The sequence below is a fragment of the Thermocoleostomius sinensis A174 genome (genome assembly GCF_026802175.1).
In the GTDB taxonomy this organism is placed as follows: domain Bacteria; phylum Cyanobacteriota; class Cyanobacteriia; order Elainellales; family Elainellaceae; genus Thermocoleostomius; species Thermocoleostomius sinensis.
This window is the reverse complement of sequence record NZ_CP113797.1, coordinates 1,565,416-1,581,032: the sequence shown is the minus strand read 5'-3', so window position 1 is coordinate 1,581,032 and position 15,617 is coordinate 1,565,416. Positions and strand designations below refer to the sequence as shown.

General features: G+C 49.4%; 14 protein-coding genes. 11 read left to right on the top strand and 3 right to left on the bottom strand.

Annotated elements, in window-relative coordinates:
- Nucleotides 1–47: 47 nt before the first annotated feature.
- Nucleotides 48–533, bottom strand: coding sequence for an allophycocyanin subunit alpha-B (gene apcD / locus OXH18_RS06810; RefSeq protein WP_268611714.1), 486 nt, complete (start codon nt 531–533; stop codon nt 48–50).
- Between the two features lie 530 nt (nt 534–1,063).
- Here apcD and gcvP point away from each other — a divergent pair.
- From gcvP to OXH18_RS06780, 6 genes are all read left to right on the top strand, one after another.
- Nucleotides 1,064–4,105, top strand: coding sequence for an aminomethyl-transferring glycine dehydrogenase (gene gcvP, locus OXH18_RS06805; RefSeq protein WP_268611713.1), 3,042 nt, complete (start codon nt 1,064–1,066; stop codon nt 4,103–4,105).
- Nucleotides 4,106–4,116: 11 nt separating this feature from the next.
- Nucleotides 4,117–5,040: an alpha/beta fold hydrolase gene (locus tag OXH18_RS06800; protein ID WP_268611712.1), complete on the top strand. Its 924-nt coding sequence runs from the start codon at nt 4,117–4,119 to the stop codon at nt 5,038–5,040.
- A 110-nt stretch (nt 5,041–5,150) separates the two neighbouring features.
- Nucleotides 5,151–5,561, top strand: a complete 411-nt coding sequence (locus OXH18_RS06795) for a ChuX/HutX family heme-like substrate-binding protein (protein WP_268611711.1) — start codon at nt 5,151–5,153, stop codon at nt 5,559–5,561.
- A gap of 181 nt (nt 5,562–5,742) precedes the next feature.
- Complete coding sequence (locus OXH18_RS06790; RefSeq protein ID WP_268611710.1) at nt 5,743–6,567, top strand: DUF6816 family protein; 825 nt, start codon at nt 5,743–5,745, stop codon at nt 6,565–6,567.
- A gap of 47 nt (nt 6,568–6,614) precedes the next feature.
- On the top strand, nt 6,615–7,253 hold the full coding sequence (locus OXH18_RS06785; RefSeq protein WP_268611708.1) for an AAA family ATPase: 639 nt from the start codon (nt 6,615–6,617) through the stop codon (nt 7,251–7,253).
- Nucleotides 7,254–7,298: 45 nt separating this feature from the next.
- Nucleotides 7,299–8,300, top strand: a complete 1,002-nt coding sequence (locus tag OXH18_RS06780; RefSeq protein WP_268611707.1) for a DnaJ C-terminal domain-containing protein — start codon at nt 7,299–7,301, stop codon at nt 8,298–8,300.
- Nucleotides 8,301–8,480: 180 nt separating this feature from the next.
- Here OXH18_RS06780 and OXH18_RS06775 read toward each other — a convergent pair whose 3' ends face one another.
- The gene (locus OXH18_RS06775) at nt 8,481–8,804 is read right to left on the bottom strand and encodes an NfeD family protein (protein ID WP_268611705.1); all 324 of its coding nucleotides are present in this window, start codon (nt 8,802–8,804) and stop codon (nt 8,481–8,483) included.
- 490 nt (nt 8,805–9,294) lie between these two features.
- On the opposite strand from OXH18_RS06775, the gene OXH18_RS06770 reads away from it, so the two are divergent.
- Complete coding sequence (locus tag OXH18_RS06770) at nt 9,295–9,606, top strand: hypothetical protein (RefSeq protein ID WP_268611703.1); 312 nt, start codon at nt 9,295–9,297, stop codon at nt 9,604–9,606.
- Between the two features lie 31 nt (nt 9,607–9,637).
- Nucleotides 9,638–11,122 carry a TGS domain-containing protein gene (locus OXH18_RS06765; RefSeq protein WP_268611702.1) on the top strand — a complete coding sequence of 495 codons (1,485 nt, stop codon included), beginning with the start codon at nt 9,638–9,640 and terminating at the stop codon, nt 11,120–11,122.
- Between the two features lie 71 nt (nt 11,123–11,193).
- On the opposite strand, the gene OXH18_RS06760 is transcribed toward OXH18_RS06765, so the two are convergent.
- A complete protein-coding gene (locus OXH18_RS06760; RefSeq protein ID WP_268611701.1) occupies nt 11,194–11,934 on the bottom strand; it encodes a hypothetical protein in 741 nt (246 codons plus the stop codon).
- Between the two features lie 417 nt (nt 11,935–12,351).
- Between OXH18_RS06760 and OXH18_RS06755 the strand changes: the two genes are divergently transcribed.
- From OXH18_RS06755 to nrdJ, 3 genes are all read left to right on the top strand, one after another.
- Nucleotides 12,352–12,840, top strand: coding sequence for a sterol desaturase family protein (locus OXH18_RS06755; protein WP_315874683.1), 489 nt, complete (start codon nt 12,352–12,354; stop codon nt 12,838–12,840).
- Between the two features lie 16 nt (nt 12,841–12,856).
- The gene (locus OXH18_RS06750) at nt 12,857–13,057 is read left to right on the top strand and encodes a hypothetical protein (protein ID WP_268611698.1); all 201 of its coding nucleotides are present in this window, start codon (nt 12,857–12,859) and stop codon (nt 13,055–13,057) included.
- 184 nt (nt 13,058–13,241) lie between these two features.
- Entirely contained in the window at nt 13,242–15,569 is a 2,328-nt protein-coding gene (gene nrdJ, locus OXH18_RS06745) for a ribonucleoside-triphosphate reductase, adenosylcobalamin-dependent (protein WP_268611697.1), read from the top strand.
- The last annotated feature ends 48 nt before the right edge of the window (nt 15,570–15,617 follow it).

Here is a 15,617-nt window from a genome sequence, read left to right as displayed (position 1 = left end):
GAATTAACCGTGAATTATTTGAATTTGAATAACCAGTATATGCCAGCTTATGACATCGCTTGGATAATGTAGTCGAAATAGGGAGCGGTTTCTGCCGCATCTTCATCGCTAAGCAGTGCCAGGGCAGCTTGCTTCAAACAACGAATCGACTCTACCATTCCTGGTACGGGAACGCCCAGCGAATTGTACATTTCGCGCACGCCAATTAAGCCAATTTTTTCGATCGGCTCTTTGTCGCCCGCGAGCACACCATAGGTGATTAAGCGCAAGTACCAGCCATAGTCCCGCAGGCAGAGAGCGCGCTGACGATCGCCATACGCATTCCCACCCGGAGCAATGAAATCTGGACGCTTCCGCCAAAGCTGTCGGCTTGCTTCCTGTACAATTTTCTTTTCGTTTTCAGCCAGCGTAGATACGATGCGCATCCGCTGTTCACCAGTTTGTAAAAACTCTTTGATGCTCTTGAGTTCGCCACTGCTGGGGTAGCGAAGCTCATCATCGGCGTTGAGAATGACTTGGCTAACTACACTCATAATTAAGAGAATGACTATTGCGATGATTCAGCTATCGGTCGTATTGTATCCAGTTTAGGGGACTGAAGGGAAGGGAATTGTGGAGAAGGATAACAGATAGAAGATGAAGGCTTAAACGCTGAGCAAGAATTAGAAGTAACAACTCAGTTTTTACAAAATGTAACTTTTGACTCATTAAATTGAACGTGCCTGCATCTGGGAATGGTTTCCCCCTTGAGGCTGACTGCAAGCCCAAACTTTCACTCTTCCTTCTGCCTTTCCTTTCGTACCGTTTTCGAAAATCAGGGCATACTAGCCATATCCCTTCGGATAGGGGAGCAGCCTCCTGGCAGTGATGCTGGGGGGCTTATTCGTCAGAGTGGTTATGAAATGTTGAAAAGTTAGAGTGAATTCTTTCGTAACGACTCTTTGTAACAACCTGAAGAGGGATCGCTTTGATGGCAAGTGGCTTTTGTTGCAAATTATTTCAGAAGTCGATAGAAATTTACTAGTATGTATTTCTGCCTTCCCCATCCCTCCTAAATGTTCCTATGTCATCTGAGTTTTCCACTGACTTGAAAGGTGCAACCCACACGGCAACCGAGTTCGATACTTCGAGCCAGCATTCCAAGGGGTTTCAATCGGTGCCACCCCCAAACGGGGTTCGATCGAAGTCACAGACGACACAGGAAGTTAGATTTCTCAAGGAGTTTCCCACGGTGTCAGCGTTTGTATCGCGGCATATCGGCCCTAATGAAGCTGAAGTGGAGCAAATGCTGGAATTCTTGGGAATTGAGTCGCTGGAAGCGTTAATCGATCGCACTGTTCCGGCGGCAATTCGCCTAAAGCAACCGTTGCAGTTGGGCACAGGGCGCAGTGAATCGGAATTATTGCAGGAGTTGAAAGCGATCGCCTCACGGAATCAAGTATTTCGATCGTTCATTGGTATGGGCTACTACAACTGCATTACGCCGCCCGTGATTCAGCGCAACATTTTAGAGAATCCCGGTTGGTATACGCAATACACACCCTATCAACCTGAAATTGCTCAAGGTCGCCTAGAAGCCTTGCTTAACTTCCAGACGATGGTAATGGATCTAACTGGGTTGGAAATTGCCAATGCGTCGTTGCTAGATGAGGGCACAGCCGCGGCTGAGGCGATGGCTATGAGTTATGGACAATATAAAGGTGAGGCAACGGCTTTTTGGGTATCGCAAGACTGCCATCCTCAAACGATCGATGTGATCAAAACGCGGGCAGTGCCGTTGGGGATTGAGGTGATTGTCGGCGATCACCGCACCTTTGAGTTTGACCAACCCATCTTTGGAGTCTTACTGCAATATCCTGCTAGCGATGGAGCAGTCTACGAGTATGCTGAGTTTGTCGATCGGGCCCATGCCACCGGAGCACTAGTTACTGTTGCTGCCGATCTGTTGAGTTTGACTGTGCTGAAACCCCCCGGTGAGTTTGGAGCCGATATTGCTGTTGGCAGTACTCAGCGGTTTGGTGTGCCGATGGGCTATGGGGGCCCCCATGCTGCCTATTTTGCTACCAAAGAAGCCTATAAGCGTCAACTGCCGGGGCGTTTGGTAGGAGTTTCCAAAGATGCGGCGGGTCGTCCTGCCCTACGCTTAGCCCTGCAAACGCGCGAGCAACACATTCGTCGCGACAAGGCTACCAGTAATATTTGTACAGCGCAAGTGCTGCTGGCAGTGATGGCTAGCATGTATGCGGTTTATCACGGGCCCGAGGGTCTACGGCACATTGCCGATCGCATTCATGCACTGACGCTTCTTCTAGCAACCGGGCTGAAGCAACAGGGCTATGAACTGGGCAGTGCTCCCTTTTTTGACACGCTGCGAGTCGAGGTGGGCGATCGGCAAGCGGAGATCTGGCAACGGGCGATTGATCGGCAAATCAACCTACGAGCCATTGGCACTAGCGCAATCGGACTTTCGCTGGATGAAACCACAACTGAACAGGATGTGCTCAATCTGCTGGAAGTTTTTGCTGGCTCCGACCCGTCCGATCAAACGAATGGGATAAGCGTGCTTGATCAAGCAATCGATCACGTTCTGGAGTCTCCGATTCCTGCGAACCTGCGCCGCACCACGCCTTACCTCACCCATCCGGTTTTTCATCGGTATCGATCGGAAACAGAACTACTGCGCTACATGTATCGCCTGCAATCTAAAGATCTGTCGCTGACGACGGCCATGATTCCGTTGGGTTCGTGCACGATGAAGCTTAACGCTACGGCTGAAATGATTCCCGTAACCTGGGAAGAATTTGCCAATCTGCACCCATTTGCCCCACTAGAGCAAACTCAGGGCTATCAAATCCTGTTTCAACAACTGGAGCAATGGTTGGCAGAAATTACCGGATTTGACGGCATCTCGCTTCAGCCCAATGCCGGCTCGCAAGGAGAATACACTGGACTGTTGGCAATTCGCTACTATCACCAACACCGAGGTGAGGCGCATCGCAATATTTGCCTAATTCCCGAATCGGCGCATGGCACAAACCCAGCCAGCGCAGTGATGGCTGGCATGACAGTGGTTCCAGTAGCCTGTGACAAAGACGGTAACATTGACATTGCCGATCTCCAGTCCAAAGCTGAAAAGCACCGAGATCATCTGGCCGCACTGATGGTGACGTATCCCTCAACGCATGGCGTATTTGAAGAAGGCATCCTCGACATTTGCCAAATTGTGCATGATCACGGGGGGCAAGTTTACATGGACGGAGCCAACATGAACGCGCAGGTGGGGCTGTGTCGTCCGGCAGATGTTGGTGCCGATGTTTGTCACCTGAATTTACACAAAACTTTTTGCATTCCGCATGGTGGGGGCGGCCCAGGTATGGGGCCGATCGGCGTTAAAGCGCATCTCATTCCCTTCCTGCCTCAGCATTCTGTTGTAAAAATGCCAACTGAATTATCTGCATCGTTACCAGTAGGCGCCGTGTCGTCTGCGCCGTGGGGCAGTAGCAGCATTCTGCCGATCTCCTGGATGTATATTGCCCTGATGGGGACAATCGGACTAACTAGAGCCACGCAAGTTGCCATTCTCAACGCCAATTACATCGCTAAACGACTAGAGGGACACTATCCGGTGCTATATAAAGGTAAGCAAGGTCTAGTGGCCCATGAGTGCATTATCGATTTGCGCCAGTTCAAAAAATCGGCAGGGATCGAGGCGGAAGATGTGGCTAAGCGCTTGATTGACTATGGCTTTCATCCGCCCACCATGTCCTGGCCTGTCGCAGGAACCATTATGGTGGAACCAACTGAAAGTGAAGCAAAATCAGAACTCGATCGCTTTTGTGAAGCCATGATCGCCATTCGCGCTGAAATTCGTGAAATTGAAGCAGGCAATGCCGATCGGGAGCATAACTTGCTGAAACATGCACCTCACTCGGCGGCTACGCTGTTGCAAGATCACTGGGATCGCCCCTATTCTCGGGAGCAAGCCGCCTATCCCACTACCTGGACACGAGACAACAAATTCTGGGCCGCCGTCGATCGCATTGACAATGCCTACGGTGATCGAAACTTGGTGTGTTCGTGTTTGCCGATGGCAACGTATCAATAGGGTTGGGACTGATGGGTGATTGGTGGCAACAACAGTTTCCATCGGGACGGCAAACCCTGACAATTGTAGATGCCAGCGATCGCCCAGTGACGATCGCCTATGGTGAAGTGGGGACGGGTAAACCGTTAATGTTGCTGCATGGCATTGGCAGTTGGAGCTATAACTGGCGTGCCAATATTCAACCGTTGTCCCAGCATTTCCGCGTTATTTGTGTCGATGCTAAAGGCTATGGTTTCTCGTCTGCGGCTCCACTTCCCGAAACAGTAGGCCATCAGGTGCTTGAACTGGGGCGCATGATTCAAGCGCTCAGCGATCGCCCAGTATGTGTCGCGGCTGAATCCATGGGGGCACTGACGACCCTCGCCTTAGCTCAATCCCAGCCGGACTTGCTCGATCGACTGGTGCTAATAAACGTCCCGATTTTTCCTAAACAACTGCCCAGTTGGGGAATGCAATTACTGTCGTATCTGCCCTTGGAGTGGGTGCAGTGGGTCGATCAAGGGCAGCTATTGTGTCCGTTTGCCCCGCTGGTGCAGGAAATAATGCGCTGGGTGCGCCAGGAGGTGGTCGTTGATCCTAATTCAATTAGCGATGATGAGCTTTACTGGTTAACCTATCCCTACCTCTATCGAACCGGAGCCTTGACCCAATTTGCTGCCGACTTGCAGTTGGCCGCGCAGGAAATCGATCGCACTCTGCAACAACAGCCGACGCTGTTGGGAGCAATTCAGCAGCACTTACATACGATCAAGCATTCAACCCTGATTCTTTGGTCTGATCGCGATCGATGGTTCCCGCCCACCGACGGTGAACGCCTGCAATCTCGCTTACCCGAGGCTCGTCTAGAACTCATTCCTAACTGTGGACATGTCGCCTCTAGCGGCAACCCGAAGGTCGTCAATGCCGCCATCATTGAACACTGTTTAGAAACGTGAGGAATGACGGATGCAGGAGAAGAAAAAGGCAAGAGAAAGGCAACCGTGTAACTCAACCCTTGGCGATAAGATGATCACTGACGGTACTGTTGATTGATTTTAGTTTAGTTATGACAGCAACGCTGAAAGACTTTTTAGAAGCTTGCCAAACATTGGGTTTATTACGATTGATTGTGACCAGCCATGCAGCCGTTTTAGAAGCACGAGGCTCGATCGAAAAACTGTTTTATGCGGAACTTCCGGGTAAAGGCAAGTACGCTAATATGCACCAGGAGGGCTTTGAATTTCACCTGAACATGGACAAAATTACGCAGGTGGCGTTTGAAGAAGGGGAGTCCAAGCGGGGCAACTTTACAACCTATGCCATTCGGTTTCTGGACGATCGTAGAGAGGTATCGCTGAGTTTATTTCTTCAGTGGGGCAAACCCGGCGAATATGCACCGGGACAGGTTGAAACGTGGCAGGCTTTACGAGAACAATATGGAGAAACATGGCACCCTCATCCCGTTGAAGTGCTTTAGCGCCAGGATAGAGAGTAGGGGGTGTGTCATCTGCTAGAACGCTCATCTCTAGAGTTTGACCTAGTATTACGGCTGTAATGGCGGTCTGCAAATCACCCTTGCGATCTATCCTCCTACAATTCCAGGAACGAGTATAACCTCTTTAATATTTTGCTCTCCAACTCCAATCGCTCTTACCCCTATGAAGAGACCATGGCGACTCGTTTGGATTTTATCGTTGCTGCTGCTGTGGCTATTTTGCAGTGGCACGGCCCAGGCAGGCATGTTGAGCGATCGGCTGTCACAGTTCCCCGATTGGCACGAAAAGCCCCTATCTCAACCGGCCAAAGATGAAGACTTGTTCTATCCAGACTGGTTTGATGGGAATTGGACCGTCACAACAACGTTGGTGGATATGGTAGCTCCCCTCGCCCCTGACATTGTGACGCCGGGGTTTGAAGGCAATCGCCAATTTCTCAATCAACCCATCACTTGTCCGATTCGCTTTGTTAAATTAGCGGTTCCTCGGGTACAGTCGCTGCTATCGCCAATTTTCCGAAACAAATCTCCGCAAGTGGTGTCCGATCGCGCCTTTAATGGCGAAAGTTTAACCAAAGCATACTTGGGCGATCAGGCCATTTTGGCGGTGAAAGTTGATCCGACTAATCCCAATCGGCAAATCACGTTGTTTCGTTCCGATCGACAACTGGTGTCTACTGTCATCGCTCGGGCTACTGAAACCCCAGATCCCGATCGATTTATTACGACAGAGGTGTTTCAGCAGGAATTTTTAGGGGCACCCGAAATCTACTTCAACGAAGTCGAAAATACGACAGCGTATACGCATCACGCGACTGTAGAATCGCCCGAAACCCCCGAAATTGTTGCCGATCAGGTGACAGCCATCTACCTATCGCCCCAAGATCCCCATTACTTTGAGGCGATCGATCCTAAAAGTTTGTTTGGTGAACCTCGTCCTGTGGCGCTGTATCGCTACCGTCTAGAGTTTCGTCGGGCAGCAGGATGAAGAGATTAACGAAATGGTGGTAAGTATGAAGGATTGGTGGGAAATGCATGAGAAAGCGATTGTATTTGTTGATTGGGCTACCTGGCAGCGGTAAGTCTACACTCGCCGCATCGATGCAAGGCACTTGTTCTACTTTACGCCTTGTTTCCACCGATCGCATTCGCGGTCAACTTTTTGGCGATGAAGCCATTCAAGGACCTTGGTCATTAATTTGGCGACAAGTGGGGCAACAGCTTCGTGAGATCGTGCAGCAAATTGAGCAAGGGCAGTGTCAAGCCGTCCTGTATGACGCAACCAACACCCGCCGTCAATCACGCCGCGCCGTCATTGCTCTCGCCCGATCGCTTGCGTTTACGCACATCACTGGGCTGTGGATAGATACACCGTTGTCTGTATGTCTTGAACGCAATCGACAGCGCGATCGCCAAGTTCCCGATGAAGTAATTCAACGAATGCAGCGTCAACTTGAGGGTGCCCCTCCCAACTTGGAGGAAGGACTCAGTTGCTTAATTCGCTACTCGTCCTGCGTGGACCAAGCTCGATCGAGCAGGACATCACCCCCCATCTTGGCACCGATGCAAATGAGTCTTCAAAAAAGCCAACCTCTAAATCGTACAAGCAGAGGTACGGAAATTCCTCTATTCTCAATGACCCAACCGAACCCGCTTGACCTAAACTCTTGGTAGCTTAGAAGAGAGAAGCTATACAAACGTTCTAGAGGTATTGGGTGGATGGCAGCAACTGACTTCAAAGACTACTACGCAACCCTGGGAATTAACAAAGGCGCCACAGCGGATGATATCAAGCAAGCGTACCGGAAATTGGCACGCAAATACCATCCTGATGTGAATCCAGGTGATAAAGTTGCAGAGGCAAAATTTAAAGAAGTCAATGAAGCCTATGAAGTTCTATCCGATCCTGATAAGCGCCGGAAGTATGATCAGTTTGGACAATATTGGAATCGCGTAGGCACAGGAGCAGGCGGTTGGTCTTCTGGTGCAGGAGCAACTGATTTCAGCGGCTTTGACTTTAGTCAGTATGGTAGCTTTGACGAATTTATTAATGAACTGTTGGGTCGCTTCGGCGGTGCGCCGGGCGGTGCTCGAACCTATAGCTATCGCACTAGCACAGGTGGCTCAGGATTCAACGGTGGGTTCAATGATTATTCCGGCTTCGGCAATACGGAGGCTGCGGTTGGACAGGATTTAGAATCAAAAATTGTTTTATCGTTCTCTGAAGCGTTTCACGGTGTACAAAAACGCATCAACGTTAACGGTGAAATTATTACTGTTCGGATTCCGGCTGGCGCAAAGCCCGGTTCTCGTATCCGCATTAAGGGTAAAGGGCAAATGAACCCCTATAGCCGGCAGCGAGGCGATCTTTATTTAGTAGTAGAAATTCAACCGCACAACTTCTTCCAATTTGAGGGCGAAAATTTGGTGGGTGAGCTACCCATTACTCCGGATGAAGCGGTGTTAGGAGCCTCTGTGGAAGTGCCCACGCCGGATGGTTCCGTGACGATGAATATTCCAGCGGGCATTCGATCGGGACAAGTGATGCGCTTGCGTGGTAAAGGTTGGCGTAACCCTAAAGGCGATCGGGGCGATCAGTTAGTGCGGATTGTGATTGTGCCGCCTAAGACTCTCACATCTACAGAGCGAGAGTATTACGAGAAGATCCGCGCTAGTCGAAGTTCTGATCCACGCAGCCATTTGAAACAAGTCAAGCTATAGAATTCATACGCAAGACTAATCAAGACTAATAATCAAGACTAATTAGGTTCAGGGGCGGTTCATCGACCGCCCTTGCTATAAATAAGTACCATTACCTAGCTTTCGCCTCACACCCGGTTTCCACAACGAGGTACTTCTCTGTTCGCCTGTTCATCGATTCTTTCTAAATCCTCTTCGATGTTAATGAGACGACTGACCAGAGAGGATTAAGGGTTCAACGACTGGCAAACTAGCTACTGGTTCAACCAGCAATGTGATGTTCTGTCGCCCAATCACGCTAACTCGTTCACCCGGTGGCAGCGTCACATTTCCTTGACATCGAGCCGACCACCAAGAGCCTTGAAAACGAACGCGCCCTGCTCTAAAGGGTTCGATCGCCTTGACGACAATGGCTTCTGACCTTGAAAAACCGGGTAGGGAAGGAACACCTACCGTTTGAAAAGCGCTTGATCCTTTACTAGACAACAGTGACGTTAAACCCTTAAGCAGATTAAAGTCTGCCATGACCGTTCCTCCTAGTTGTGAGGCTGGGTTGAGAAAGTCGATCGAATGAATCGACTTATGCTAAACGTACCATAGGTTTTGGATTAAGCATAGAACTTTAGCAAAACTCAATGGATAACCTCTGTAAGGCTGTGGAAATTACCCTTGAATGAAGAATCCGTAAAGACCTATGATGTTTCTGCAATGTCAAATAGCTTTAGCAATCAACTTTGCTAGAGTGTTGTCTAGAGTTGTGTTATCTAAAGCACGATCGTTTAAGATATGCGATTGCTATGGATAGCAGTGGATAGCAGTTTTAAATGGGTCATCTGCACTGCCTCACAGTCAGAACGATGGTTGCGAGATTGTTTCACAGATAAAACGGGGATGGAAATCTTTTAACATCGTCTGCTGTAGGTCTTCTAGGCTGCCGTATGTGGCGATTCGCGCTTTGTTTCGTTCCTCGCACCAGTCCCTTGTACACGATATCCTTCATATAGGTTTTAGAGTTGTGGCAAACCCCAATCCCAAAACAGAGCAACTGGTACTCGGTCGTGGTAAACGTCCAGTGTTGAACAATGAAACTGTTTCAATGCGAATGTCTCCTGCAACTCGGCAAATGCTGGAGGAGATCGCTTATAGTTACAATTGCCTGTATGGTGGTAAACCCTGGATCGCTGGACTATTAGAAAAAATTGGCACTGGTGAGCTAATGGTCGTTCCTGCCCCTCCTCCTAGAACAGCGGTTTCTGCACAAACGTTTGATGGTCGGCAGGCAATGAAAGAACACTTATCAAATAAGTATCAAGCGCCTCTCTCCTAAGCTCTCCCTTGTTTCGGTTTAAACAATGCGTATGGTTTCCAGGGTTTTAATGAATCTAGATGTCCTTCTAGATTTAACGCTGGAACCCGGTTGGAATGGCGATTATGAAGACTTTGATCGCCGCAGACAGGCGATGGAGCAGTTAGATACCTTAATTGAGGCAGACCAACTGGTGGTCTATGTGCCGCCCTTTATTGTGTGCTTGGCTCACATGCAGGTGATGATCCATTTTGGTGCCCAGCAAGCCCAACATGTGGTTCACCGCATTCTTGAATTAGCCAGTACGCATCTTAGCCTTGACTATGAACGCCTACTAGAGCAGTCCAATACGGCATCCAACTATTTTGGCGGCGTGGCGGATTTGTATGATGTGATGTTGTTGAGTTGCGGTTGGCAGCTTAATGTAGAAGCGATCGTGGCCCGCCGCCCCCAGTTTTTCCATCAACTGATGGAAGCCAATCAAGCCACCTTTGCCGGATTTAATATTCCCATTTTGACGGCTGGAGCCTTGGTCAATCTCATTTCTGAGACACGACTACATGATCCAGTAGGAGAAATGATCTATGCAATCACGCCCCAAAATCGAGTCATTAACTTGCCCCAAGGTGCCACCCCTATCGACTTTGCCTACAAAATTCATACGAAGCTGGGCAATCGCTGCATCAGTGCTCTGGTGAACGGGCGAGAGGTTTCCCTCGATCGGCGCTTAAAAACTGGCGATGTTGTCGAAATTCTCAAGGACACCAATGCAACTCCGAATCCTGCTTGGTTAACCTTTGTCGTTACACGCACCGCTAAACAGGGCATTCAACGCGGACTGAAGCAGGTTAATACTCAACGGGGCTGGCGATTGATCAAGCAAGTGCTGGGTAGAAATATTCGAGGGTATCGACCCAAACTAGAACAAGTAGCACGATTGCTGAATCGGCTGTCGGTGGATGATCTTATGAGTACGATCGGTTCGGAAGAAATAAGCATTCAGCAGTTGCAGGAATTGCTGCATAGCTGCAACCATGTTAGCGATTCTTTCAGTGAACAGCGGTATGTTCAGCTTGAAAATTCTGATATGCCTGGATCAGGCGAACAAAGCTGGCGCGTTGCTTTGTGTTGTACGCCGTTACCTGGAGATCCGATCGTGGGGGTGGTAGCGTCGCCTAAGCGATCGATGCGAATTCATCGAGCGACCTGTGCTAACCTGCGCGATTTAAGCCCAGAGAAACTGCGACCCCTCATCTGGAATACCAATGGCTGTCGGATTCAAATTCAACTCACGTTGGCCGACAAACCCGATATCTTTCGACCGATTTTGAACAAGCTGGTAGAAAACGCCATCACACCCGACCTGCGTAGCGTAAACATTTTCGATGAAACCGCCAAAGCTACAATCGGGATGACCATTACCTCTCGAGCGCAACTAGAAGAGGTACTTAGCCAAATTTCTAGTCTGCCCCATGTACTGCATGTAAAACTAGCTCGTCCGGTTCTGGATATGCCTAATTCCGTTCGCTTTCAGTAAATGCTCTCACGTGAGTTCTGGATTCAGATAAAAAAGTGGACTGATTGAACTTGTCTGAGTGAGGTTAGGAATTAGTCATAGTTTCCGTCAGCATAATACTCGACATCAATATGCCGAGCCGGACGAGTGCGGGCCCGGGCTGGTAGGAGGGGTTGGGATGCAAATGTGGGATAAGGATTAGGGCCTGGATGGACAATGTGAATGGTGCGGGTGGGACGACGACGCGACGAAAGCAACACCACTACGATGATGGCAAACAGGATTAATCCTCCCCCCGCTACAACCACTAGCACCACAATGCCAACAACCCCCGTAATGATGGTTTGAATGTCGGTCGTATTCGATCGCGGTTCTGTTAATGCGTCGATCGGCATTGCTGTTCGTATCGGCTGGTCAGACAACCGCTCCAACAACCGCTGCTGTTCATGAATTTGGTTGATCAGGATTTCGGTATTACGCTCCTGTTTCTCCAGTTGACTCTTCAAGTCCTCAGTTTGGCGTTGCTGCTGTTCTAGCTGTCCCTTCAAATCCTCGGTTCGATCTTGCTGCCGCCGCAGTTGATCGGACAGATCTCTCGAAAGATTGCGCTGTTGATCTAGTTCTGATTCCATGCGAAAACTTCGCCCCTCCTCCTGCGACCAATGAGAAGATGGAGGCGGTGGAACTGGTGGCGCTAATATTTCAGGTGTTGGCGAAACAGACTGTAGAGGCGGCGGCACTCTTGTCTGGCTGATAGAATCATTTCGCATGACAAAGAGCACTGCAACGCCCGTAACAGCACAACCCGCTAGAAATGCCGCAGTATCACTCATTCGATATTCACCTTTTCACCACGGCTGGCTACAGAGACTGGCACCCTGTTTAATCCGAATGGCTCGGATCAAACGCATCTCAATCATAATAACAATCGATCAAAGCGTGACAATACAGATGTAGAAATTATTTGCGGAGATTTTTTTCCTAAACGCTAGATGTAGAGCTATGCACCGCAAACCTTTTCTATCAAGGTTTTCTTACGCTGAGAGACGAAGGGAATGACTGGCAATTATTAAGTAGTAGTAAAATCTCTTTTTAAGAAACTTTAACGTCGAATGATTCATCAAGATCAATAGGTACGTGTCTCAAGCTAGTAATCAAGATGAAGCCGGCCGCAGCGACTCTAACGGTTTACAGTTTAGAATCAACGTGTTGGCGTGATAGGAGTGATAGACAAGGAGAAGATTGAATCTATGTGGAGTTTGGCGATCGTTTGTTTTGTCATTGCGTTTGTGTTGGCCAGTTTGGTTGAATACTGGATGCATCGCTTGATGCATGTGTCGCCGAAGATTGGTGAACGCCATCGAGATCATCATCGCCGTAACGAGGGACAAGGGGTCGTTTGGGAATTTCTAGATTACGTCAAAGGTAGCGTCATTTTAATGGCCTTGCCGTTTTTGTTTTCCTGGCAAGTCGGAATCGGCTGGGCCTTAGGGGCACTCTTCTTCGCAGGTTTTTCAGCCTATGCTCACCAACTTCAGCACGAAAACCCTACCAAGTGCTTCTGGATGAAAATGCCTGTTCACTATGTTCACCATAAGTACGGAATGTGGAATCACAACTTTGGACTAGCCGTCGATTGGTGGGATCATGTATTTGGCACATACAAGCCAGTGGAGTGGCTAACTGAGGAAGAACTGAGTCAACCACCAAGAAATTACCTGCAATTACGCTGGTGGTAAGAGTTACCCCCGTAAGTTGCTTGCATGGCAGGACGGTGAGCTTGCCGATCGCAGGCAATTCCCCTTTGTTGTCCTTAATGGAACCTCTCGCCCCAGACATCTTTCCGAGGAAGATGCTCAGTATCAGGTGGAACAAGAACGTCAACGCGCCGATCGGGACAAACAAGAACTAGAACGGTTGCGGGCCCAGTTACAATCGCAGCAATCATCATTCTGAGCTTGGGCCCAGGCGTTGCTGAGTATCATTCTTGCTGAATCTACGGGGCAGCTACGGATGCGGTTTCGAGGCGCTTCGAGTATGTTTGTTGGTCTCTAACTCTATATCTTCCGTCTAAGTAAGCTTAAAACGCTGTATATAGCGTTCTCGAATTCATTGATTTCTAGCTGACGAGAGTTTAATCATGGTTCAAGACCTCGAACGAATTCGTTCCGATCGTCCTTCTGCTAATCACCCTTTTCCTGAATCGGCCCCTGCGGCTAACCCGGTTTTCTTTAGAACCTATAGTCGTCGATCGGGGAATGCCAATCATCTCCGAGAAACTTGGGAACAGGTCTGCGATCGAACCCTGCACGGACTGGCCAAACTTGGTCAACTCACACCTGTCGAAGTTGAACACTTAGACCGGATGCAGCGATCGCTTAAAAGTTTGCCGTCTGGACGCTGGCTCTGGGTGGGCGGTACAAGCTGGATCGAAAACCCCGACAATTTTTCTGGCGCTTACAACTGCACTAGCACCAATGTTGTTGACTGGCGAGCCTTTGGTCTAATGATGGATCTGGCAATGATGGGCTGTGGTACAGGAGCAGTGTTGGAACCAAAATATATTAGCCAGCTTCCGGCAATTCGCAATCGGCTTAACGTTGTGCTGAAGGGTGAAATTGGTACGGCAATCGTGGCACAGCGCCAAGAGGAAACGACGATTGACATCACCGGCAATACAGCGACAATGCAGGTGGGTGATAGCCGTCGGGGCTGGGTCACGTCCTATCAAACGCTGCTGGAACTCTCGACTGATGAGCGCTTTCCCGAAGCAGTTGAAGTCACAGTAGATTTAAGCCATGTGCGCCCCGCTGGAGAAACACTGAAAGGCTTTGGTGGTGTGGCTAATCCGATTCGACTGCCTGCGCTTTATCAACGCTGTGCGGCCATTCTCAACAAGGCGATCGGTCGGCAATTAACCTCAGTCGAGTGCTGTTTGTTGATCGATGAAGCCGCTGTGACGATCGTGGCCGGCAACATTCGGCGTAGTGCAGGAATGCGTCAGGGTGACAGCGAGGATGCAGACTTTGCTGCTGCAAAAGAAAACCTCTGGCAACAGGATGCGGAGGGTAACTGGCGCATTGATCCAGAACGAGATTCGCTGCGCATGGCTAACCACACCCGCGTATTTCACCACAAGCCGACCCAGGAGGAATGTATGGCGGCGGTTCGCAAGCAGTTCTATTCTGGTGAAGGTGCGATTCAATGGGCTGGTGAAGCGATCGCTCGTTCCAGCGTTGATTTGCTATCGACTGCTGAGTTAAAAGCTGAATTCGTCAGTGTTTATGAGCAGGGACAAGCAAGGAAATGGCTTCAGGAACACTATCCAACTATGAGTGATGATGAAATTGAGCATCGCTTAGGACGCTATGGGTTGAATCCATGTGGTGAAATTTTGGGAAAAAACTTTCATTGCAACTTGGCGGAGGTTCACCTCAATCAGCTAGATCCCCATAACTTACAAGACCAAGAAGATGCGTTTACAGCAGGTGCGCTGTCTGTAGCTGCGTTGCTTAACCATCGCTTTCAAGAACCACGCTATCAATATTCGCGAGACCTTGACCCGATCGTCGGGGTATCGTTCACGGGTTTATTCGATTTCTTTGTTCATGCCTTTGGTGTTGAGTGGTTGCGCTGGTGGGAACAGGGGCGTCCAGATACGGTGAAAGGCTTAGAATTTAAAACACGAGAGCAACAATACCTGAGTCGCTGGAAAGAAACCGTACACCGCGTCGTGTGGGACTATTGCGATCGGCACAATCTTAAACGTCCCAATCGTTGCACCACCGTTCAACCCGCTGGCACAAAATCTTTGCTGACCGGAGCCAGTCCCGGTTGGCATCCACCCAAAGCGCAACGCTTCATTCGTCGTATCACCTTCCGCAAGAACGATCCGGTGGCACTAGCCTGTCTAGACTATGGATACAAAATTGTGCCGTCTCAGTCTGACAAAGATGAGACTGGGCGTTTATTGGATGATGCTTTTGATCCGCGTTGTACCGAGTGGCTGGTGGAAATTCCTGTAGAGGTGTCCTGGGCTAATTTGCCAGGAGCCGATGAAATCGAGATTTCTAAGTTCTCTGCTCTCGCTCAGATGGATTTTTACATGCAGGTACAGAAGCACTACACGACTCACAATACCTCCGCCACGATCGAATTGCGAGAACATGAAATTGATGAACTGGGCGATCGCATTTATCGAGCCATTCGCGACGACGAAGGCTATATTTCTGTGGCCCTGTTGGCTCGCTTTGACGATTTGCAAACCTTTCCGCGTTTACCGTTTGAACCCATTTCAAAACAACAGTACGATCAATTGATCCAAGAAGTTGCAGCACGGCGGAAAACTCAGAATTTCCATCAAGCCTTGAGTGGTTATGACTTAGGCGAAATGGTCGAAGCTGGGCCTGCCGGATGTGATAGCGACAAGTGTTTGCTACCCGATCCTCAAGAATCTCAAGGATCATGATCTGTTTCTGATTCTGTTTCTGATCATGATCTAGCGTGATGGACTGAA